At 40.8% G+C, this 23,580-nt stretch carries 18 protein-coding genes and 1 tRNA gene; 2 read left to right on the top strand and 17 right to left on the bottom strand.

The features are described 5' to 3' along the window. Positions 1–291 precede the first annotated feature (291 nt). Positions 292–3,537 (bottom strand): TonB-dependent receptor, encoded by a 3,246-nt coding sequence (locus tag ATK78_RS17585; protein ID WP_133577450.1) that lies wholly within the window; start codon positions 3,535–3,537, stop codon positions 292–294. A 141-nt stretch (positions 3,538–3,678) separates the two neighbouring features. After that, positions 3,679–4,704 (bottom strand): FecR family protein, encoded by a 1,026-nt coding sequence (locus tag ATK78_RS17590; RefSeq protein ID WP_133577451.1) that lies wholly within the window; start codon positions 4,702–4,704, stop codon positions 3,679–3,681. Positions 4,705–4,735: 31 nt separating this feature from the next. Between ATK78_RS17590 and ATK78_RS17595 the strand changes: the two genes are divergently transcribed. Then, positions 4,736–4,957 (top strand): hypothetical protein, encoded by a 222-nt coding sequence (locus ATK78_RS17595; protein ID WP_133577452.1) that lies wholly within the window; start codon positions 4,736–4,738, stop codon positions 4,955–4,957. Between the two features lie 60 nt (positions 4,958–5,017). Here the strand turns inward: ATK78_RS17595 and ATK78_RS17600 are convergent, their stop codons facing one another. Next, a complete protein-coding gene (locus ATK78_RS17600; protein WP_133577453.1) occupies positions 5,018–5,608 on the bottom strand; it encodes an RNA polymerase sigma factor in 591 nt (196 codons plus the stop codon). A gap of 78 nt (positions 5,609–5,686) precedes the next feature. Beyond that, positions 5,687–7,096, bottom strand: a complete 1,410-nt coding sequence (locus ATK78_RS17605) for a S41 family peptidase (protein ID WP_133577454.1) — start codon at positions 7,094–7,096, stop codon at positions 5,687–5,689. Positions 7,097–7,305: 209 nt separating this feature from the next. Here ATK78_RS17605 and ATK78_RS17610 point away from each other — a divergent pair, with 209 nt between their 5' ends. Next, on the top strand, positions 7,306–7,776 hold the full coding sequence (locus tag ATK78_RS17610) for a YdeI/OmpD-associated family protein (protein ID WP_133577455.1): 471 nt from the start codon (positions 7,306–7,308) through the stop codon (positions 7,774–7,776). A gap of 11 nt (positions 7,777–7,787) precedes the next feature. On the opposite strand, the gene ATK78_RS17615 is transcribed toward ATK78_RS17610, so the two are convergent. From ATK78_RS17615 to ATK78_RS17675, 13 genes are all read right to left on the bottom strand, one after another. After that, on the bottom strand, positions 7,788–8,741 hold the full coding sequence (locus ATK78_RS17615; RefSeq protein WP_243732565.1) for a HipA domain-containing protein: 954 nt from the start codon (positions 8,739–8,741) through the stop codon (positions 7,788–7,790). Beyond that, the gene (locus ATK78_RS17620) at positions 8,710–9,054 is read right to left on the bottom strand and encodes a HipA N-terminal domain-containing protein (protein WP_133577456.1); all 345 of its coding nucleotides are present in this window, start codon (positions 9,052–9,054) and stop codon (positions 8,710–8,712) included. Before ATK78_RS17620 ends, ATK78_RS17615 begins: the two co-directional genes overlap by 32 nt. Next, positions 9,044–9,256: a type II toxin-antitoxin system Y4mF family antitoxin gene (locus ATK78_RS17625; protein ID WP_133577457.1), complete on the bottom strand. Its 213-nt coding sequence runs from the start codon at positions 9,254–9,256 to the stop codon at positions 9,044–9,046. The genes ATK78_RS17620 and ATK78_RS17625 overlap by 11 nt, the downstream gene beginning before the upstream one ends. 240 nt (positions 9,257–9,496) lie before the next feature. Further along, a complete protein-coding gene (locus ATK78_RS17630) occupies positions 9,497–10,624 on the bottom strand; it encodes a TlpA disulfide reductase family protein (RefSeq protein ID WP_133577458.1) in 1,128 nt (375 codons plus the stop codon). Between the two features lie 30 nt (positions 10,625–10,654). Further along, positions 10,655–11,782 carry a TlpA disulfide reductase family protein gene (locus tag ATK78_RS17635; protein ID WP_133577459.1) on the bottom strand — a complete coding sequence of 376 codons (1,128 nt, stop codon included), beginning with the start codon at positions 11,780–11,782 and terminating at the stop codon, positions 10,655–10,657. 94 nt (positions 11,783–11,876) lie between these two features. Beyond that, positions 11,877–12,827: a BT_3987 domain-containing protein gene (locus ATK78_RS17640; protein WP_166664911.1), complete on the bottom strand. Its 951-nt coding sequence runs from the start codon at positions 12,825–12,827 to the stop codon at positions 11,877–11,879. Positions 12,828–12,843: 16 nt separating this feature from the next. After that, positions 12,844–14,214, bottom strand: a complete 1,371-nt coding sequence (locus tag ATK78_RS17645; RefSeq protein WP_133577460.1) for a RagB/SusD family nutrient uptake outer membrane protein — start codon at positions 14,212–14,214, stop codon at positions 12,844–12,846. A 10-nt stretch (positions 14,215–14,224) separates the two neighbouring features. Continuing rightward, entirely contained in the window at positions 14,225–17,767 is a 3,543-nt protein-coding gene (locus ATK78_RS17650; protein WP_133577461.1) for a SusC/RagA family TonB-linked outer membrane protein, read from the bottom strand. A gap of 390 nt (positions 17,768–18,157) precedes the next feature. Then, positions 18,158–19,276, bottom strand: coding sequence for a FecR family protein (locus ATK78_RS17655; RefSeq protein WP_133577462.1), 1,119 nt, complete (start codon positions 19,274–19,276; stop codon positions 18,158–18,160). 101 nt (positions 19,277–19,377) lie between these two features. After that, positions 19,378–19,953, bottom strand: a complete 576-nt coding sequence (locus tag ATK78_RS17660; RefSeq protein ID WP_133577463.1) for an RNA polymerase sigma-70 factor — start codon at positions 19,951–19,953, stop codon at positions 19,378–19,380. Between the two features lie 335 nt (positions 19,954–20,288). Next, positions 20,289–21,707: a sulfatase family protein gene (locus ATK78_RS17665; protein ID WP_133577464.1), complete on the bottom strand. Its 1,419-nt coding sequence runs from the start codon at positions 21,705–21,707 to the stop codon at positions 20,289–20,291. A gap of 28 nt (positions 21,708–21,735) precedes the next feature. Then, on the bottom strand, positions 21,736–23,397 hold the full coding sequence (locus tag ATK78_RS17670; RefSeq protein WP_133577465.1) for an arylsulfatase: 1,662 nt from the start codon (positions 23,395–23,397) through the stop codon (positions 21,736–21,738). Positions 23,398–23,473: 76 nt separating this feature from the next. Further along, positions 23,474–23,546 (bottom strand) — tRNA-Phe (locus ATK78_RS17675). Positions 23,547–23,580 lie beyond the last annotated feature (34 nt).

The raw sequence follows: 23,580 nt of genomic DNA on the forward strand, positions 1-23,580 counted from the left end.
TAGGGAATCATAAATATCCGGGATGTTTTATTATCTTTGCGAGATTTTAAATGTTAAATTTACATTGATATACTGTAACCCAGCCCTTGGCTTGTAGCAGTTAATATTTTAATTATATACTCTCGGGCGTGTCCTGATAGTGCCGGTTTGCGCTAAGCTATCGGTTTTAAACGAGGGGCTCTGATACAGCCCTTCGTTTTTTTCTACCTTTTTGGTGCTATAGGATTCACTTTTTATCCTCCTTTTTAAATGCTGTTTAACTTCTATATCTACATTCATCATGTATTCATTTTAAAAATTCCAGGTAAGGGAAGTACTATACGTTCTGCCAAACTTTTGGCTAAACATAACCTGGTCACCTGCTTCAAGCTTATTCGTAAAACCTGCCTTTAACCGTGTTGCGTTGCTGGCATCGTTTGATTCACCTCGAATATAATCAGGATTGGCTTCGTAACTTCCAGAGTTTCGGTAAAACAAGGATACCCGGTTTAATAAGTTGCCCGCATTCAGTTTGATTTCTAACCTTTTTTTCATAAACCGGTAACTAATCTGCGCATCAATTTGCTCACGGGGCTGTTCATACTCTACATTCTCAGGCAATTCACTGGTTATGTAGGTTTTAAGACCAGACTTATTGTACATGACATTTAAACCCAGGCGATCACCATTATACTGAATGCCTGCGTTGACCAGGTAGGGTGTTTGTCCATACATCGGCCTGTTTTGTTTACTGGAAACTTCTATTTGAGGTAGGGTTGGATCAGGATTTGGAGTTTTATAAGTGCCTCTTACCTCTGATTTTTGTAAGGTTAAGTTACCGTATACTGAAAGGGCATTTAATAAATTATTGTCAGCTATAAAGTTTAGGTTTTTCCGAAGCTCAAATTCTAAGCCATATACTTTTGCCCAATCTGAGCTTTGCAGGTAATAGGATGGGGTATTGTTTGTGGTAATAACCGTTAACTCAGCTGGTCTGTCAAATTTCTTGTAAAATCCACCTACAGATAAGATTTCGCCTAAACCAGGGAACCATTCCGTTTTAAAGTCCCAGCTATTGATCCGCGTACTGTATAGACCCGAGTTACCGTATTGTGCACCCAAATAAGGACTATATCGCCAAAACTGGCTATTATCCATCATTTCCGGACGAACTACACTACTTGAGTATGCTGCACGGATGTTAAGATCTGAAAGAGGACTGTAAGTTAAATTAGCAGAAGGTAGCCATTGCCAGCGGGGATCTGGCTTAATACTGAATACAGAAGTCTTATCATTCTGTCCGTTTTCAATCTCTGTATATTTATAATACTCCCCTCTAACACCCCAAACTAAGCGAAGTTTCTCCATTAGGCGGTTATCAAACATAATATATCCGGCATGACTTTGACTTTTACCTGCATAGCTGTCTAAGAAAAATGGCGATATCGTATATTGAAATCCATTTACTCCTAAGTGCTCTGGTTTTAGCATCTCACTAATCGGAATATACAACAGACTTTCTGCTATTGCTGGACTCGCTGAAAAGGCAGCAATCTGCCAATCGAAATCTGCTTTTTTCCGGTTTCCAAAATAACCTACTTTTAAACTGCTTCGAATGCTGCTTAAGTCAAAAGGAATTGTTGCCGCTACATCCCAGGAGTAGTGTTGCTCCTTATTGTGATAATGCTGCCTGGATGTTGGATTAATACGCGGTTCTGAAGCACTTCCTGGTATATAAAAATATTCATAATCGGATCCAAGCTTAACGGGTTTGCTTTCAGCAATGCTGAGATCTTTTTCTTCCCGGTTGATTGATGTACGTGCAATATTCCATTCTACCTTAATTTTATCCAGCTGATGTTGACCGCTTAGTTTGTTCTGTAACAAATCAGTAAAAGCAGGATCATCAGCTTCCTGAATTCTTGTAGGTGGTACGCCGGCAGTTGGCGGCTCTTCCATAATATATCCTATAGTACGAACAAGTGTATTGTCATACATATGGGTATAGGTATTGCGGAAACTAAAACGGTTATTACCCAATTGTAAACCCGCATTAAACAGACCGCCTAATGTGGTATTAAATCCATACACATGTCCAGTATTGTTGCTCTCTAAATGCCAACCTCCTCTGGTTTGCTGGGTAATCAGGTTGTTACTTTGGGTATTGCGGTAACTAAGAGATCCAGTAAAACCGAATTTATTGCTATTCGAAGTATCTAACGAAAGTAGTCTGCCAATTGTGAATTGGTAATTCTGTGAAGGGGCTGCCTGATTGTGATACATTGTAAAATTATCATTTGTAAATTTTTTACTTTGATCATCAACTTTCTTTCGGTATTCCACATCAGACAATGCTTCATTAGGAGTAGTGTTTCTTATCGTATGCTGAAGGTCTTTTGGAAAATCGCGTCTGCCATCATCGAAGCCAAAGTAGTCGTATTTACCCCTTTTATGGCTTAAAAAGTCTTCGCCGGTGGTTTGGTCGTTATAAGATGTACCCGCAGTAAAGGTTGTAAAATTCTCATTGGGTATATCTTTGGTATTGATCTGGATCAGACCACCTCCAAAGCTGGCATTCATATCTGGTGTAACTGTTTTACTTACCACCACATTATCTACCATATTTGAAGGGATGAGGTCGAACGAGAAGTTACGGCTTTGCGCTTCTGTACTTGGCAATGTTACTCCATCCAGCATGGCTGAATTGTATCGTTCACCAATACCACGCACAAGTATAAATTTATTGTCTATCGTGCTTACCCCGCTGATCCGCTTTAAGCTTTCTCCTATATTTTTATCCGGTGTTCTGGCAATCTGTTCTGCGCTAATTCCATTACTAAGTTCGGCCGCATTTTTTTGCCTGGCCAACAAACCTTCTACTGATGCTTTACGATAATTTGCGGTAACGATGACCTCTTTTAACCCTTTGGCATCTGGCTTCATGGCCACATCAAGCGGGGTATTTTTACCTTCGGTAACCACTACGCCGGTAACACGTTGCGTTACATAAGAAAGGTAGCTGATCTCCATCGTATAAGTGCCAGGATTGAGGCTCAGCACATAACTTCCATCAACACTTGTTTGTACTCCTGCTCCGGTTTCGATGATCTTGATTGATGCTCCCGGCAGGGTTTCTCCCTTTTCATCCAGAATTTTTCCAGAGATCTTGCCTGGCTTAACCGGATCCGGAAGCTTGTAGAGCAATATGGTTTGAGGGTCTGCAAACCTATAGGCCACGCGGGCACCTGTTAACATCTTTTTTAGTACCTGTTCCAAATCCATATCTTTTACATCGATACTGATGGTACTGTTGTCTTTAAAAATCGATTTATTGTAATTGATTGAGCAGTCTGCTTTTTTCTCCAGTGCAGAAAGTCCGTCTGGAATACTTACTGCATTTAGTTTGAGGCTTATTGTACGTGCTTTTACAATTTGGGTTACATGATTTGCGATGCCATTATTCCACAAAAAGCAAAGCAGCAGCAGCATGGCCATGATTGACCTGCTCTTCAAATTGATAAAATATTCTTTTATATGTATGTAAAATCCTACTTTCATAGGTTCAAGACGTTTTTTAATTTTCACGAGTTAAGAACTTTTGTTTATGAGCCGTTCTGTTGACGCAGGGCGGCTTTTTTGTTTGGTTAATTATTTGATTTTTAACTAATAGGGATGATTGTGGAATGTAGAATTATACGATCATTGGCATCCTTCCCCCCATAAGGCTATTTTCTTGTTGTTATTATTGATTTTGTATTTGATGTGGTTTCCGCTCATGATGCGGACCTGTTCCATAACATCTTTTATGCTTTTATTATAAAAGGTTGCATTAAACCGGCACTGTCCTAGTTTAACATTCTGCAGGTCAAAGTTCACATTGTAATATCTTTCAAGCTGGTTAAGGATTACTGCAAGGCTTTTATCCCTGAATACAAACTTATTATTGACCCAGCTATTCACTTCTTCTACACGTTCTGTATTTACCGCATGCTTTCCATTATGCGCATTATATATCAGCTTCATTCCTGGGGTGAGCAGAGAAAGCCTGGTTATTTTACCGCCATTGTTTTCTGAAACTCTTACTTTTCCGGTCTTAACGGCTACGCTAAACTCTTTGTCTGCAGGATATGCATACACATTAAACGATGTTCCCAATACCTGGGTCTGCATTTTGCCAGAATGGATGATAAACGGGCTGCTTACATCTCTTTTTACTTCAAAGAATGCTTCTCCTGCTAAAATGATATTCCTTTTGCTTCCTTTTACAAAGCGTGAAGGCCATGTTAGTTTACTGCCCCCGCTTAGGTATACGATTGAACTATCTGGCAGGATCATTTTTACCTTCTCACCGATCTGGGTTGCTTTGCTGATCATCCCGATCGGCATTTCCTGTATTTGTTGATTTTTATAGCTGTACCAGCCTAATGCTGATGAAAGAACAAAGACTATTGAAGCGGCATATTTTAACACCTGGTAACGCTGCACTTTCTTTTCTTCTTTTTGTTGGAGCTTACCCCAGATCTGTTCAAGGCCCGCAGCTGCTTCAGGTGTCTCGTCCCGCTGCCTGGCTTCTTTTTGCCATGCCTCTTTCATCAGGTCATAGAATTCGTTGTCTTTATTTTTGCTATCGGCTAAATATTGAAATAGTATATCCTTTTGCTGTACGTTTGCCTTTCCTTCCAGGTAAAGTTTAAATAATCTATTAATGTCTCTGTTCTCTTTCACTGTTGATCGATATAATAATTGAGCTTTTTATATGCCCTTTACATATATTATCCACCGGAAGGCAACAACAGCTATATGGATGATCATCTTTTTTAAAGAAAAAACACAACTCACTGTATATCAATTATTAACTTTTGAAAAAATTATTGATTCAGGTTACAATCCGGCATTTCTGGATTGGTACTATCAGTTTTTACAGTTTGGTGCTACCATGGGAAGCTTGCTGTTTATGAATGATATTACCAGGCCATAAAACAAAGAATGCCCTTTCGGGCAAACATAAACAGGGATAATAAAATGCGATGATATGTTCTTAAAAGAACGTTAGTAAAATCAATGATAGCACGGTTTCTGAAGAATATACCTGCATGTATTTACGTACAGTTCCCAATGATTTTTTGATATGATTGTTTACCGTATTCTTGGATATCCCCATTTGCCGGGATATATCTTCGTGAGAAAACCCTTCATTACGGCTTAGCTGAAATGCTATTTTGGCTTGTGGAGAAAGTGAGTTGATGGCTAGGCTGGCAATTTGCTGACAGTCTTTAAGATCTATGTAATCGTCTATTGCGTTGTTAGAGGGTTCTTCTTCTAAATTCTCCACATTAAAAACACTTTCTTTTGCACTATGTCTTAATGCTTTCAGGTAATTGTTACGGATAAGAATAAATAAGAAGCCATCAAAATTTTTAGCAGAGTCAATCTTCGACCTGTTTTCCCAAACACGCACAAAAACATCTTGTGTCAATTCTTCTGCTTGTTCAGATGAGCGTGTAAACCGGTAGGCAAAACCATAGACCTTTTTTCTGTACCTATGATATATCTCATTAAAAGATGCACAATCCCCTAGACGGATTGAAGTCAATAGTTGTTCATTTGTAAGATCGTTAACGTTTTCCATAAGGACAATGGTTTATAAATGCAATTTACAGGTGCAGTTTAAAGTCTATGTTAAGTCTATAAAAATCTTTGTCGCAGGTTAATGATGTGTGATTACAATACTGCTATTAGCTGCTTGTATCCTTGTGTCTAATAACACTTTAGCTACAGCCAATTCTTTTGTTTTAGCCTGTTTTAGTTTGTTATTGACAGCAGCAATGGCTTTTCCTGTAACTTGTGATATGGCTGCCTTTAACAGTGGATCTTCTATTTCGCCAAATTGCCGCAGTGGCAAAGATGACAATTCATTGACGGGAACATCGGGTAAAATTCCTGCGCTATACCCTCCAATTCCACTGCTATTAAATAGTTTATACACTATGGGATGCATTTCCCATTGCACCTGTTTAGGGTTACGGGCATCTGAAATACTGAAAGAAGCTTCATCCTTGCCCCTGGTGGTTTCGCCGATCAATATCACCTGCATGTATGGCTTTAAATTGTTTATAATGACCTCTGATGCTGACGCCGTTGCTGCTGTACCTAGTATATATACCTTACTTAACCCCAGATTTTTTTGCAGCAGGGTATTGAAATTTACGGTGCCATCAAATGTTGCTGCACTTCCTAACGATTCTGTTTTTACACCTCCGTTTTTATTTCCTTTATAGGTAATGAAAGGTTTATCATAGTTGACACCCTGAGCAATCAGGGCACAAAGCCCCGCAGCTTCTGCTACTTGTCCGCCAGAATTGTAACGCAGATCCAGAATGAGATCTGAAATGCCCGATGTCTTAAATCCCGAAAAGGCTGCAGTTAGTGAATTTGCGAGTCCAGGGCTAAAGTCTGTAAGATACAGGTAGCCGATTTTTTTGCCATCGCTTTCTATAACCTTACTGATCTCCCGCTGATCCAGTATAACTCCCTTACTGATCTCCACTGATTTTTTGTCTACCCAGGTATTGTTATTGAGTTCAGCGATCATAAGTGTGAAATGATCACTGCTTAGGATCTCATTCTGTAATGTCTGTGCATTTGCCTCTGTCAATTGCTTGCCATTAATCTTGTTGATGTAGTCTCCCCTTTTTAGTCCGGCCCTTGAAGCTGGCGAATCTTTTAAAACCAGTTTAATAATTCCGATCACCTGTCCTGTAGTTTGCTCCTTTATTGTACTATAATCGAAACCGAAGTTTTTGTTGTTAGGCGTATATGTAGATGGATCATTTGGGTTAATGATATAAGAGAACCTGTCTGCTGCATTACGTACGCTATTAAAAAAATCTTGTGGTTTTGCACTGATATCCAGATTGGAAGGCAGAGACTCATTCCAATAATAGTAACGTTTTAAGCTATCGAGTATCCAGGTGTTCACATTTTCATTGGATCCTGCAGGATATTCTGGTTTTTGATCTTTATTTTTTTTACAGGAACTTTGAACGGCTATAAAGAAAAAGAACAGGCAAAGCCAGTGAAGGGCACTTCTTTTGAAAATGTTTAACGTGTTCTCCATGATACTTTTGGTTAGGCAATGGTATATGGTAAAATTAACTGTCTATTGTTAAGAAATCATTAATAATTAAATTGATCACCATATTTGTATAAGTGTGTTATTTTCAAATAGCGCCAATATTGTAAGCCGGGTTACCTATTTTTACCTTAAATAAGGATCATGAAATATTTTACTAATGTTGTAACCAATGAACTGTAGAACAATATAAAATGTCAAAAGTACCGATCATTGAAGGAACATTCCTGTTGGAAAGAATGCCAGGTAAGGGCGGCTGGACCTATTTGAAGTTACCAGGAGTAAGCTCAGACTATAGAGGAAAGTTTGGCTCGGTCAAAGTAAGCGGTACTATCGATGATTATGAATTAGTCAACTATGGTTTGATGCCCATCCGTAATGGCGGACTATTCCTGCCGATAAAAGCAGAGATCAGGAAAAAGACTGGTAAAAAGGAAGGCGACAACGTATATATAACGCTATATGCGGATGCTGAAAATTTACCAATGGCAACTCCGGAAGATCTGTTATTATGTCTTCAGGATGAGCCTGAGGCCTATCAAGCTTACCAGAGCTGTACTGAGACTGAACGCAAGGCTTTTTTAGATTGGATTGGAGAAGCAAATCAGGACGAAATACGCGTAAAACGTATTGTCCAGACTATAGATATGCTGCTGAATAAATAAACCTCTCATTGTTAAGATATTAATCTGTTAGCCCGACTCAACCAAATCCGGATATATTCCTCTTTATGTTCTTCATGAAGGAATGACCTGTGAATTGTATCAAAGAAGCTGTGGGGTGTGTTAACAAACTTGCTTATTACTCTCTGACAAACTTTATCACTCAGCCCAATTGAAACTGCCAGGTTTTCAAAATCCTTACGTTTAATGTTTCGCTTTCTACCACTTAAAAATAAAGCCACATCGTCTTTGTCATCTGGAAAAATCAAAGAGCTATTGATTAGGTCATACGCAGGTGAAAGTATAATCTGATCTCCTGAATACAGGATAGAGAAATTTTTCATATGCATGTCACTGTTACCGCTTAAGAAGGAAAACACCAGGAGTTCAAAATAATTGAGTACATCCAATCCTTTGTTTGTACAATACAGATTTATCAATTTCCCACAACGTTCGTAAGAGCTGTCGTATTTCTGTTCGGTCTGAAATCCTCCAAGCTGACAAAAATCTTCCATATGAATCTTAGCTTTTCCTTTCCTATCGAATCGCTTGGCCACATAAGCTGGTCCGCCATCCGATATTGGAATTAGGCAATGATCACAGGTCTTTATTTTGAAAATTTCAGCCAGATGCATCGTTAGGTCTTCAACCTCCGGCATAAATGCGATTTCTGCATTCTGCGGTTTTAGTATATATTTTCCTTGAAGCCCCACTATAGTCAATCGTTTTCCTGCTGGAATATTTTCCAGATCCAGGGATAATTTTGGCTGAACGCCTGTAACTGCAATTCTTTTATTTACGGTTTCTTCTGCAAGATTTTGCAGCATCTGCTGGTCAAGTTTGAATTCAGGTAATTTATCTGTTCCGAAGAACTTTTTACAACATTTCTTATGATAGCCTCTATTCTCCTCCACTTCGTTATAACAAAAATAACAATTAGCCATTTTCTGCCTCCTCTTCCAACTCATCCGGCAATACAGTTACAGCACCTATAGTGTCTCTGCAAAGTGTTATCAATAATTTAAAGCGATCTGATCTATTAATTTTCCAATGGCTGCTGGCAATATTCAATAACCAACCCTCTGGGATCAATCCATCGAAAAAAGAAAACAGGACATGGCTATTATACGGATATTCGCTTAAAGGCAGGGTCTGGCTTATTGGCATTGGCTGGTCACTTTTTAAGTATCCGGTATCATACATATAAGTATACCCGCTGTCATTTTTTTCCAGATAACCCGCAAGTTTACCACTATAAAGAACCTTTGCTTTATTTGTCATGGTCCGGTTGTTTATTGATAACCCCAACTTCCTTTCCAAACATATTTAGTACGTCATTTACTTTATCAAGCTGAACAGTGGTTTTTCCTCTTTCCAGTTCGCGCATAAAACGAAGCCCTACACCTGCTTTAAAAGCCAATTCTTCCTGAGATAAGCCATTTTTTTTTCTCGACTCTTTAATGAATTCCACTATTGACTTCATGTCTAATACCCTTTCGGGTACAATATACATGAAATAATCTTAAAATATACCCTAAAGGGTATATTTTCTTAAATGTGATAAACATTTGTACCTGAAAGGGTATGCCTAGATTGAAAAATATAATAATTCGAGGGTGACCATGATCGATGATATACCCTCGAATTATAAATGAATACTTAGATTAGTCTTTCGATTGCAAGGCCGAATCAATTCTACGCTGGGTAAATAGCCCCCGCGTGGTTACTTTATAAAGCCTGCGATTTTTTTATTTACATCTTCGCCTCTAAGATCTTTCGCAATTACTTTACCATCCGGATCAATCAGTACATTTTGTGGGATGGCTGTAATGCCAAACCGAACAGCGATTTCTGTTTTGAAACCTTTAACGTCACTTACCTGGGTCCAGGGCATTTTGTCTACCGCAACGGCATTTAACCAACTGGCTCTTTTATCATCTAAGGAAACCCCTACAATTTCAAAGTTTTTATCTTTAAGTTCTGTATAGGCTTTTAACAGGAAAGGGTTTTCTGCCCTGCATGGCACACACCAGCTTGCCCAGAAATCAACCAATACATATTTTCCCTTTAATGAAGAAAGCTTAAATTCCTTTCCATCTTTATCAGGGAGGGTAAAGTCAATTGATTTACCAATAGCAAACTGCTTTGCTTTCATGTATTTATCTGTTATTTTCTTTCCGGTAAAGCTGGAGAGCACATTTTGGCTCAATACCTTGTAGATTGGATCAAACTTAACTACATCAATTACCATCATTCTATTGCCAAGCACTAAATCTGCTGTTACATATGAATCGGGATGGCTAAAGATGAAATCATCCAATGTTGATTCCATTTTGGCCACTACCGGTTTTGCATCTACAGATATTTGTTTAAGCTCAACCGAATCTTTGGCCGCTTTTGCTTTAAAATACCTTGCAGTTATGTTTTGATACTTCGCTTGCCATGGATCCATTTTGGAATGGTATTCCAGGTTGTCGCTCTGAACTTTAGTTCCGGAAATAGAAGCTGTGCCCATACTGTCCTTTCCAACAACCAGGGTGTTGCCCTTTTCCAGATAAAATTCTTTAAAGTCAGCCCGGGTCTTTTTTGAACTGTCTTTGATAATGGGTTTAAGTTCCAGGTAGGACCTGTTTCCAAAGGCAGTGGTACCACTGATGTTAAATTTGCCTTCTTTTACCAGGGCACTATCCTTTGCAGATTTCCCTAGTGCGTTAACGTAAGTTAAAAGTACCATCTTTTCATTTCCCGCCTGTGGAAGGGTTCCGGAAATGGTGAATTTATCCTGGGCCATGCAGATACTTGTTGAGGAGCATAATAGTATGGCGATTGTGTTTTTTATATTGAATTTCATGTTTTGTTATGATTTAAATTTGAGGTTTGATTACTTGATATATGTTTTCAATTGTTCAAGCAGGTTTTCGCCTCTCAGGTTCTTTGCGATGATCATCCCTTTAGGGTCAACCAGGATATTTTGCGGCACTGAGTTGATGCCATACATTAAGGCTACCTCATTTTTCCAATATTTAAGATCGCTTACATGAATCCATGGCATACCGTCTTTTTCAATCGCTGCTGCCCACTGCTCTTTCCCTGCATCAAGGGATACACTAACAATTTCGAAGTTCTTGTCTTTAAGCGCTTGATAGGCTTTTACCACATTTGGATTTTCTGCACGACAAGGAACGCACCAGCTTGCCCAAAAATCGACCAGTACATATTTTCCCCGTAAAGAAGAAAGTGTAAAAGGCTTGCCGTCCAAGTCATTTTGTGTAAAATCGGTTGCTTTAGCACCTGCCTGGCGTCGTTTACCAATCTCTATTTTTTCGATGGTACGCTGGCCAAGCGGGGAAGACTTTAAGCTGGCTGAAAAGCGGTTAAATAAGGGTTCCACTTTTGCCGGATCAAAGTGACTGTCCAACACGTATAGGTTGAAAGTATGCAGCCCCATAAATGAATTTAAATGAGTTTCAGCAAATTTTACATGAATGTTTTTAATCTCAATAACCAATTTCGAGATGCTGTCTCCTGCCTTTGTCCGTTCTTCTTTAGGCTTAACAAAAACACCGTCTTTTGTTTTTTCTCCATACTCATTCTGCAGTTTCATGATTGCAGCAATCAATGGCTTAACCATTGCTTCTTGTTCGCGGCTTTCACGATCAGACACCGATCCGCTAATCTTTGCATTTTTAACAGAGTCTGTGCCAACAATTGAAATCATGGAGTTTTCCAGAAAAAAGCCCTGGTTATCTTTTGGAGTGCCGCTACGTGGTGACCCGGTCCGCTTGACCGCAATAATTGCCTGCTGTGGTTCAGTTACGTTTCCGGTGAACTGGAATTTGCCGTTTTTTATTTCCAGGGAATCTGTTTCCTTCCATGCCCCGCCCTGCAGGGTAACAAGATAAACTTTCGCCGGTCCGTTTATGCCCGGGATTTTTCCATTTATGGTATAGTTCTTTTGTGCAGCTGCCAAAAATGGAAGCAACAACATGATCAACAGGATTTTTTTCATCAGTGTATGTTTTATAACCATCATGATTGCTGAACTGTACTAACAATCATGATGGTGTTATAGAGATTTAGTTGATGTGAATTAAATTTAAAAATTAAGGCACCAGGGATATACCACTGATGAAGATAGCCTCATACAGGGACGCACCGCTGATATACTTTTCGGATGAAAGAACGGTAAAGCGAAGATATCTTGCGGTGGTGGCCCCCACATCAATTGACTGGCTTCCATCTGCCGCGATGTTTCCGGGAAACACTCCCTTATTTACCCAGGTGGTTCCATTCATACTTGTTTCTATTTGTATGGTTTTTGGATAACCTCCTAAGGTGGGATATTTTAATAAGGTTGGTAAGTAATAATTTACCGCTATAAAGGATACCTCTCTATTAAAATTGATGGTTACCCATTGAGGCATTGTTGCCGTTATGGTAGTGCCCCAATAGGTGGTTAAATTATTAGCATCTAGTAAATTAGCTGCAACCTGTGTTCCATTTACAGAGGATTGACCCACTATGGCCCAGCCCGTTTTATTGACGAACAAGGGTTTACCGGTTTTAAACACATAGTATATTACCCGGCTTGTGGCAGCACCTTCAATTTTTCCATCTACGGATTTGATCACTACCGGAAGAACATAGGTACTATACTCGGTCAACTTCGTTTGCTGACCGATATTTAGCTGGGCGGCTTCTGACACTGATGCTCCTGCAGGTATAACTACAGTAGGTTTGAAGAAGAGATAGGATGTGCTGGGCGGTAGTAGCGCAGCCCCATATTTGGCCCGGTATTCTAATATTTTTGTGGTATCTACTGCAAAAGTGACATGGTGTTTATCTGAAGATGCTGATCCTGACAAGGCTGCCTTGATCTCCAAAACCAGTGTATTATCCAGTAATATAGAAACCGGCATTTCTATGGTATCGCTACCCGCAGCTTGTGCGAACGATACACTTCCGTCCGGTAAAGAAACCAGATCATTTTCTTTACTGCATCCCATTAACAATACAATCAATGAGCATATTGTTATTATATTTATTTTACGCATTTTCATCTGATTTAAATTAAGGGTTTTGTGGCATATCGGGGTTGTAACTTAATACCTGCAACGGGATCTGTAAAGTGTACTTATCGCTGTGTGGCGGCAAAGTAGCAACGACATCCCCTTGTGCATTGTAACGGTTTACTGTTCCCATTCGGTTTTCTTTGTCCAGACGGCGCATATCAAACCAGCGTAATCCGTTGAAGGGCAGTTCATGGCTTCGTTCCATCAATATTTCCTGTATTACATCTTCCTGAATAGTAGATGAATATTTTACATAGCTTGCAGTTGCAAACCTGTTTTTACGGATTTCGTCGAGATGCTGGAGTGCTACCGTTAGGTTATTGGCCCTTGCTGCACATTCTGCTGCGATCAATTTCATCTCCTGCACCGAAGTTCCGGTATTGGTATACGTAAACACTGGTGTAATTTGCGCAGGATAATAGCTGGCAGATCCCCTTGTAAGAAACTTATAGCCATCTGTACTTGAGTATAGCTTTCTTACACGAAGATCGTTGCTGGCGAATGAGCGAATAAAATCAAGGGTAGTACCTGCCGAACCAATTACCATTCTGCCATATACTACATCCGGATGGTAAGCCAGCATATTGGTTGAAGGTAAGGTCCCGTTATAATCAATCATCACTGATCTGCTGTTAGCCAAGGCCAGTTCTGCATTTTTCTGTGCCTCGGAATAATTTCTGGCATAAAAATATAGTCTTGCCAAAACGCTGTATGCCCCTGCCCTGGATCCACGGATCCGGTTGCCGGAATTGTCTTCTGGCAGGTCTGGAATGGCCGCATTAAGATCATCAATAAGGCGCTGATAGATCTCTGCTACGGTGCTTCGCGGTGGAACGATTTGGGTTACATCATTAGAAGTCAAAAAAGGAACTGCAAGGTCCTGGCCAGCGGTTGCGGCATCATAAGGCTTACCATATTCATTTAACAGGTAAAAGTATTCTAAAGAGCGGCCTAATATGGCTTCGGCCTTAAGACTCTTCTTTTTGCTGGTGGTTCCGCCTATTGCATTGTCTACTCCAATAACTACGGTATTGTATAAGTTGATCTTCGCATAATGCTCTCCCCAAAATAAGGGGGCTAAGTTGAGATCCAATATAGGTTGTGGCGCCCATGTATACACCAGCTCGGTTGATGTTAGGGCTGGAGTGGTTATGCCTGCATAATCCACGTTATCACCATAATAATTAAAAACGTTGCTTGGCTGTGCAAGCCCCAAATAGAGCACCTCATCATTTAACCATTTGTCGTAATCGTCAACTGTATTGAGCAAGGTTTTACCTTTTGGGGTAATGTCCAGGTATTTATCGCAGCCGGCAAATAATAGACAACAAGTAAAAAGCTGAATAATTTTATATTTATAATTTTTCATATTGCTAAAATTAAAACGTAGTAAATAGTGCAAGGGTATAGGTTGGGGTTAGATAGGACTTCTGATAGCTTCCTGTGGCCATGCTAAAGTTTTCCCTGTTCATGCCAACTGTCCAGATATTGGATGCCTGCGCTTTGATCTCAAGATGTTTGAGACCTATTTTATTCACAAATTTGAGTTGATCAAAACTGTAAGACGCTGTCAGATCGCCTAAAGTGATATAATCTCCGCTAACCACATAATTATCTGAATAGTTATAGGCGTTGTTTGAGTTGGCACTGGCAAATCCTGCAAGGCCCATTACAGTCGTTGTATTTTCATCACCTGCTGTTTTCCAATAGCTTCCGGCGCCTTCCAAAGGTCTGAGTACATTGGGAGCAGCCCTGGGGATCCGAACTTTAAATCCGCCGTAATAGTTAATCATAGCGAATACGTAAAAGCTTCCAATATCAACCCGGTTACTTAAGCCTGCATTTATGGTAGGAATTGATGAGCCGCTATAATAGCTAACATCTGATGTTGCACTTGCCATTGCCGCAGCTGTTGCGTTCCCCAGGCTATTAACGTTAGTACGGTATTGCGTTCCGGCACCATCCTTAATTAAAGGGTATCCTTCTGCATCAAGTCCTGCATACCGATAAGAGAACATGGCCCCAACCGGATAATTCTTTACATACCCTAGCTGGTTTAGCGTTTGGGGACTAAAATCTGCTTTTTGATAGACTTCCAATACTTTACTGGTATTGCGTGCTATTACCAGGCCTGTATTCCAGTTTGTTTTGCCTGTGGCAATCCAATCTGCATGTAAGCTCAGCTCTATACCATTGTTATTGATGGTGGCCTGGTTGATTAGTGTAGGACTCACGCCAAGGGTAGGGTCAATTTGCGCGCTGCCCAGCAAGTCTGTACTTTTCTTGCGGTAGTAATCTAAGCTACCGCTGATATTTTTGAAAATGTTGAAGTCCAAACCTGTATTAAAATTCTGAGTTTGTTCCCAACGCAGGCTGGTGTTGGCATAGGAAAGCAATCTAAGCGATTGACTTGAAGGCGAAGTATTGGCATTTAAAACAGCACGCGCAATTACCTCTGGAAGTGATAATTTAGCAACGTTACCGTTGAAACCGTATGCTGCGCGCAGCTTTAACTGATTTACCCAGTTTAGCCCTTGCATAAATTCCTCTTTATGGATATTCCATGCCCCGCCTACAGACCATAATGGTTTGTATTTGTATTTGGGATTGGTACCAAAAAGGTTAGACTGGTCTATACGAATACTTCCTGATACCGAGTATGTATTTTTGTAAGAATAAACACCGTTAGCGTAACCTGATAGAAATCTGTCTTCGTTGTATTGCCGGTTGAACAGGTTGTCATATACCGATTGTGTTGCCAGGGGTGATCCAAGGTTAAAGGAACCTCTGATCGTTCCATTTACCAGCGAAGTATAATCTATTGGCTGCTGCAGTAACGTTTCTTCATTATAACCAAAGGATGAAGTTGTAAATCCTTTATCGATCAAATTCCTAACCTCTGCACCCACTATTCCATTAAAAGAGTGTACGCCGATTTCTTTATTGTAATTTAGTTGTGTTCGTGCGGTATAGCTTGAGGTACTATTTGTTTGCTGACGAAGGAAGCCTCCTTTTGGTACATTATATTTATAGGTTCCATCCGTGTTTCTCACCACATAACTATTTACATATCTCCTCGATTCTTGTGAAAGATCGCTGGCATCATGTCGGCTGTCTGAATTTGAACTTTCATAAATTCCCCTTAAGTTCAAATCAAATCCCTTACCTATGTTGTATTTGAGATCAACTGTAGTCCGGTTATTAGTGGTTCGGGTCTTATCATTAACTTCATTCATTTCTACCAATGGGTAATACAGTTGATCGTCCATTCCCTGAGACATCAGCACATTGTTGTAGGTAGGTGAAATGCCTCTTGCTACGATCGACAAAGGATCTCCATTTTCATCTTGAAAACGTGCATAAGGTGCAACCTCAGTGATACCGATTGTAGGCGCACTGCTGGATCTTTGTTCCTGGTAATCTGTTGTCAATTCCAGCGAAAGCCGCCTGGAAATTTTAAAGGTGGTACGGCCAGAAAGAAGCAGCCTGTTATTATCATTCAACCGACGCGATTGCTGGTTACCTGTGTAATTGGCAGTAATGTAATACAATGCATTCTCATTTCCGCCAGAGGCATTGAAATTATATGTTTTAGTTACCGCCTGACGAAGAAATAAACTGCTGTAATCGTCTGTATTGTTGTAACTGGTCAAATCATTAAATGCCGATGCGGCCTGATCTGGAGTAATCATGTTTGCAGCTGCCTGTGCCAGGATATAGTATGGCGCGGTTCGCTGAACGGTGCCCCCGGTAGTTGCGGTGCCTGTTGCTAATAAACCCCACGTACCTGCGTTTACATTTGACAATTGAGTGGTTCTTTGATAATTGGCAACAACAGCAGACGCATCATCTGCCCATCTGTAACGGCTATAATCTTCTTTGGGCGTAAGGCCGGTGGTAGTTCTGAAGTTAAAGCTGGTTTTGCCCTGAGCCGCCTGTTTTCTTTCGATCACGATCACGCCGTTGGATGCCCTTACTCCATAAACGGTAGCCGCAGCCGCATCTTTGAGAATAGTTACTGATTTGATCTCGTTTGGATCAATCATATCCAGGGTGAGCTCGGTTGGAAAACCATCAATTACAATCAGCGGATTTTGGTTGGCAGACATGGTAGAGATACCCCTGATGTTGAACAATGCCCTTGAGTTAGAACCGGTGCTGCCTGGAACGGTACTGGTAAAGTTCACATCATTATTGATCATTAGTCCCGGCAGCCTGTTTACCAATCCGTCCAGAAAACTGGTACTGATCCTGGATTCGTACGCTTTGGTAGTAATTTGCGAAACAGCGCCTGTGCTTTGCTCTGGTTTAATGCGCTGATAACCTGTATTAACAACGACACCAACTTCTTGCAAGTTGGACACCGCAACGGCCATGCGGATTAGTCCGAGGTTTTTTACAGGTTTAAGTTCCCTGGTTTTATAGCCTGTGTGCGTGATAACCAACAATGCATCTTCCTCTACATTTTGCAGCGAGAATGTACCATCTGTAGCGGTCCTGATCATTTGCTTTTTGCCCTTGATCAATATAGTAGCACCGGGCAAAGGTTCTCCAGTTAAGGAATCCACAACTTTACCTGAAACATCAATTGCCATTAGCTGGTCAACCATTCGCTCAAAAATGCCTTTTGGTTTTGCTTTTAAGGTGACTGTATTGTTATTGATCTCATAGGCAATCTGTTGGTTCTCAAAAATTTGATCCAGGACTTTTTCGAATGCTGCATCCTTAACTTTGATGTTCACTGATTTTGCCTGGTCAAGCAGTTCTCCGATCACGATAAAATCAAAACCGCTTTGTTTTCTCAGGTCCTTGATGATTTGCTCCAGGGAAGCATTGGATTTATTTAAACTGATTTTCTGTGCAAAGCCAGAAGCACTGACTTGCATGATGGCAGCTATTAAAATAACGGTGGTTAGTCGCATTATCAGCCAGATTTTATGGATGTAGCCCTTTGCTACTTCCGGTTTCTTGTTTAGTTTTTTTGACACTTAATTTTATTTGTGACAAAGACTTAGCGGCCAAATGAGTGCCTCTCAATATTGCTTTAATGCGCATTATTGCCTAAGTTTGTTTGTCTGGTTTATTGCAGACTGCCTTTTTGCCTTGAAAACTATGGGCACCTGCGGTTAGTTGATAATCCAATATCGAAGCCAGCATATATCCTATTCCGACTCCAATCGGGATGGGATATTTTATGGATGGCTTCTGCTCTAATTCAGCCTCAGCTTTTCTGTCGTAGTTTTTTCTCCATTTCTAGTATTAAGTTTAAAAATCTATTAATTTTTTATTAGCAATATTTTATATCGGAAAGCTTACATAAAGACATAAATTTTCCGGCCTTCAATTTTAAAATGCACATTTCCTGTAGCCTCAAGAGAGATTAGTGCTTTAGACACATTTTCAAAACGGGATACCGATCCCCAGAAAGTGACGTCTGGTACTTCTCCCTGATAGATCACCTCAACGTTATACCAGCGCGAGATCATTCGCATGATTTCTTCAATATGCAGCCGTTCGAAGATGAATTTATTGTTTTTCCAGGCAACGGCCAGTTCGGTATCTACCGTGGCCAGGTGAAGCTGGCCTTTTGCGTTCGTAGCCTGATCTCCCGGACTTAAGATTCTGGTGGCCCCATTGTCTGATAGCTTTACGCTCCCTTGCAGCAAGGTAGTTCTGAACACCTCTTCATCCTGATAGGAGTTTACATTAAATTCAGTACCCAGCACTTCCACCTGTTGACTGCCGCTTTCTACGACAAAGGGATGCAGGGCATCTTTAGCTACCTGAAAATAAGCCTCACCAACCAGCTTTACCCTGCGCTGTCCTTGCTGTTGTAAGCCTGCGGCGTAAGTTAAACTTGAAGCTGCATTTAGCCAAACCTTTGACTGGTCAGGTAAAATTAAACTGTAAGTTTCACCCACGGCGGTACTTAAGGTATTGACCTGATTATTGTTGGAAGAACTTTCTTCGATCTTGTAGGTGATCTGCCCATCGGCTGTTTTGATCACACTGATACCAGCCTGTTTAGCTATCTGCCCATTGGCAGCATCACTCAAACGGATCTTTTTGCCATTGGCCAAAGTCAGCGTAGCTCCTACTTTACCCGGTGCAATGTCATTCGCGTAGTTAGCCATTGCATGCAGGCCCCTTTTTGGATCCTGTGCCTGGTAGTAGAACAATCCGGCACCAATAACGATCAGGGCAATAGCGGCAGCAATCAAGCGTGACCAAAGCGGGATTACCTGTGTTTTTTTAGGACCAGGAAGCGTGGCTAATAGTTGTTGGTAACGAAAGTCGTAATCAATAGGGGCATTTACTTCTTGCTTGTCGCCCAGATCAAGATACCAGGTTTCTACTAATGCTTGTTCTTCAATTGAACTTTTGCCTGCTAAATACCTGTCTAATATTTCTTTTGCAATTTGATCTTTCATAGTTGAAAGGAATTAATTGGATCCCTCTTTAATACTATGACGCTGTACCCGGCCCTTGGTGGTACGCTATATTTAAAAAAAAGATAGAATTTGGAAGAATTTTAAAACAGGACCAGCAGGTACGCTTCAAGTTTAACCTTCAATACCTTTAATGCCTTATTGATCTGCTTCTTTACAGTTTCATCAGAGATACTTAATGCTTCAGCGATTTGCGCATGCGACAATCCCTGGTTCCTGCTCAATTTGAATACTTCCTGCTGACGCGGAGGAAGTTTGGAAACTTCCATTTCCAGCTGGCTGGTCAGTTCTTTAAACCTAACCTGGTTATCGGTCACAAAATCTCCTTTTTCCTCCAGGTCAACCAAAGAATGGAGGTATCCTTCGTGAACCTTATTGTGTCTGATTTTACTGATAATACGGTTACGAACAGCGCTATACAGGTAAGATTTTACAGAACTGCTGATTTTAATGCCGTTGCGTTTTACCCAAAGTGCAGTAAAAATACTTTGAACCACATCCAAAGCCTCATCTTCGTCTTTTAGTAATTTAACAGCATGCTGTAAAAGTACGGCCCAGTAGCGTTCAAAGAGCTGTGTGTACGCAGCATGATCACCAGATGCGACCAGTTTTACCAGGTCAGCATCAGAAAAGCTCTGATATATGCGTTCGCCACTCATCCTTTCCCTGTTAAGTATATTGTGTTATGGAGTATTCCCGATCGATTAATTATCTCCAGCCCAATTATAAAGATTTATTTTGGAAATAACTGTATTTTTTAAAATTAGCACTATTGTAATCAGCAATTTAGTCAAAATGCAAGCCATAAACTTCGACAGTATTGTTTAAATTTAAACAACAAAGATATTTTAACCTTTTTACAACATTTTTTCCTGTTTATCATATATTAAAATAATATCAGGCATCAAAAAAAGTAAAACCAATGCAAGATATCATCTTGTTCTATCTAAATCAATTCCATCTATATTACCTGTTCTATGAATTGCCAATCGTTTTATTGTTCTTTTCCTTTCGGCTGACGGCTAAGTGCTTCCATTTCTGTTTGGATTCCCTTGTCTCCCTGCTGGATCATAAAGTCTTTGAGTTTTTCCTGCAATTCTTTTTTAATGCTGGAATACTGTACATCATTGGCAAGATTGTTCAAATTGTATGGATCCTGAATAACATTATACAGTTCCTCCTGCGGTCGCTTCTCGTAAAAGGAAGAACGCAGGGGGTCTTTTTCAAGCCATTGCTTAAACATCTGCGAATGTGTAATGGTATTTGAAAATTCACCCTGATAATTGAGGTTATGTATATACAGGAACTTTGTACTTCTGGCCGAGCGGCTTGCATAGGCATCACTTCCCTGGATGATGCCACGTGTGGTATGTTCTGCAAATACATAATCGCGCGCATGAGCTACTCCATCAGTAAGTACCTTTTTAAAACTTTGTCCGTCAAATCCGGTTTTACCCAAACCGTCTTTAGAACCCGTATTGATCTTTCCAGGATCTCCCCCCGCGATATCAATTAAAGTAGGCGTGATGTCTATATAGGCGAGCATCGCTTTATTTCGGGTATTTGGCTGCACTTTGCCAGGCCATTTAACAATAAACCCGGAATGAAGTCCCTGGTCATATAGCGTCCATTTAGAGAACGGGAACGAATTGCCCTGCTCTGTTGCAAACATAATAATAGTATTTTCTTTTTGGCCTGATCGTTCTACCATGTCCAGACAGACGCCAACGAGGCTATCCAGATATGAGATTTCTGCGAAGTAGTTCGCCATACGCTTACGGGTCAGTTTAGTATCAACCATGTTGGGCTTAAGCTTGATCTTATCCGGATTATAGGCCTGCTGGTTGCCACGCGTCCAGGGTTCATGCGGCTGATTGCTGGTAAACATTAAAAAGAAAGGTTTACCGGCTGATTTTTTAATGTAAGCTTTTGCTTTGCTTAAATCAATATCCCGGCCCTCGCCATTGTCATGCTCCCTTCCACCAAGAAAATCAAAGGGATAAGCTGATTCCGGTGCATAATGTTTTTTGCCGATCAGTGCAGTACGGTACCCCAGTTGCTTTAGATATACGGGAAGTGTTTTGATCCCATCATAGATCATGGTATGGTTGGGATAGGCCCCGCTGCGAACCGGGCCAAGGCCGGTAAGGATTGATTGCCTTGTAGGAGAACAAACGGGCACCATGTTGAACATATTGTCCAGACACACGCCTTCCCTTGCCAGTCGTGTTATATTTGGAGTATGTACCTGAGTGCTCCCGTATGGTGCTATATCCTCCATAAAAAGATCATCGGCCATAATAAATATGATATTGGGACGGCTTGTGTCCGTTGATTTCTTCTTAGGTGTATTTATTGCCAATAGCGATTCGGCAACAATAACCGACGCACAGATCATAAGAAAGTTTTTCATCGTCTAAATTTACCTTTTTCATCCGGCATTATTTATGCCGGCTGGCTTGTATCTTTTTGATTTCGTCAAATGGTACCACACCAGCCCTGCTGGCCCATTCGTTATATGCTTTAGATAGCTTGCTTACCTGCTCTGGCATGGAAGCCGAAAGATCATGCAGTTCAGACCGGTCTTTATCCAGATCGTAAAGTTCCCATTTTTTTGGTCTACCCTCATGGTACTCGCAAACCAGTTTAAGGTTGCCCATCCTAACGGCCGAGTTGCCTTCGTGTTCCCAGAATATTGGTTGATGGTGTACGGGCAATTCTTTTCCCTGCAGGATTGGAAGTATGCTTTTGCCTTCCATTGGTATAATAGACTGTCCTTTATATGCCAATGGGTATTTTGCGCCGGAAGCTGCTACTACAGTCGCCATGATATCCGGAAGAAATCCGTATTGGTCTGAAAATTTTCCCTGTGATGCTTTTGGAATCATTTTGGGCCAGTATGCAATTAACGGAGTACTGATTCCGCCTTCATTTACCCAGTGTTTATATTTTTTAAATGGTGTATTGGATACATTGGCCCATGATTGCCCATAACTGAGCATGTATCCTTTTTTTGTTCCCAGGTTTTCTGTTAATCCCCCTCCCAGATCACCGCCTTCTGCACATGCCCCATTATCAGAAAGGAATAAGATGAGCGTATTATCGAGTTCCCCTGACGCTGTCAGTGCTTTTACCACCCTTCCGATATTTTGATCCATTCTATCGATTTGCGCGGCATACAGTGCCATACGAAAATCCATTTCATCCTGTTTCTCCGGACTCAGTTTATCCCAGTCTGCCGCATCATCTGCTGAAAGTTCGGCTTCCGGCTTAAGTATGCCCATTTTGATCATCCTGTTGTACCTTTCCTTTCTTAGGGCCTTCCATCCGTTCTTATACTTTCCGCGGTACTTTTTTACATCGTCCTGTAATGCATTTAAGGGCCAGTGCGGACTGGTATATGCCAGGTACATAAAGAACGGGGCTTTTGTTTGCTGATGGTTTTCATTGAGGAAGTCGATTGCATGATCGGTAAGCGCATCTGTCAGGTAAAAATCTTTTCCTTTCGGCTTTACGGGTTCATTCATTAAGGTGAGCCCCCTTAATCCTGTTGGATTAAAATAATTTGCTGCTCCGGCCAGTATGCCATAATATTTATCAAACCCTCTTTGAAGCGGCCATTTCTGGCGATCATGATAACCTACATGCCATTTTCCGGACATCATGGTCTGATAGCCCCTGGTTTTTAACACTTCTGCAATGGTTACGCATTTATTATTGAGGGAACCCTGATAGCCCGGCAAATTATACTGATAAGCAGTACTGTCCTCCGGATCATTGGTCATATGGCCAATTCCGGCCTGGTGGGGATACAGTCCGGTTAACAATGAGGCCCTGGTTGGACAGCATCTTGCCCCATTATAAAACTGCCTGAACCGGATTCCACTGGCAGCAAGCTGGTCCAGGTTAGGTGTAGCTATCTCACTTCCATAACAGCCGATATCTGAATAACCCATATCATCTGCCATAATGATAAGTATGTTCGGTGCTTTTTCCAGAACGGGTTTTGTGTTTACTGCATTGGCTGATCTAAAAGAGTAACCGGCCAGCAAGATACCCGCCGCTATTGAAAAACCGATAAGTCTTTTGATTTCAAATTTCATAGCATAAAGCTATGCTGTTATCAGCATAAAAAAGAATAAAACAAAAAAGCCTCAGATTTCTCTGAAGCTTTTTGCGTGGTATGGGCCGGGATCGAACCGGCGACACATGGATTTTCAGTCCATTGCTCTACCGACTGAGCTACCGTACCATCTTGTTTAAATATGTTTTATCATATTCCCCTC

This window comes from Pedobacter metabolipauper (assembly GCF_004362715.1).
Taxonomy (GTDB): domain Bacteria; phylum Bacteroidota; class Bacteroidia; order Sphingobacteriales; family Sphingobacteriaceae; genus Pedobacter; species Pedobacter metabolipauper.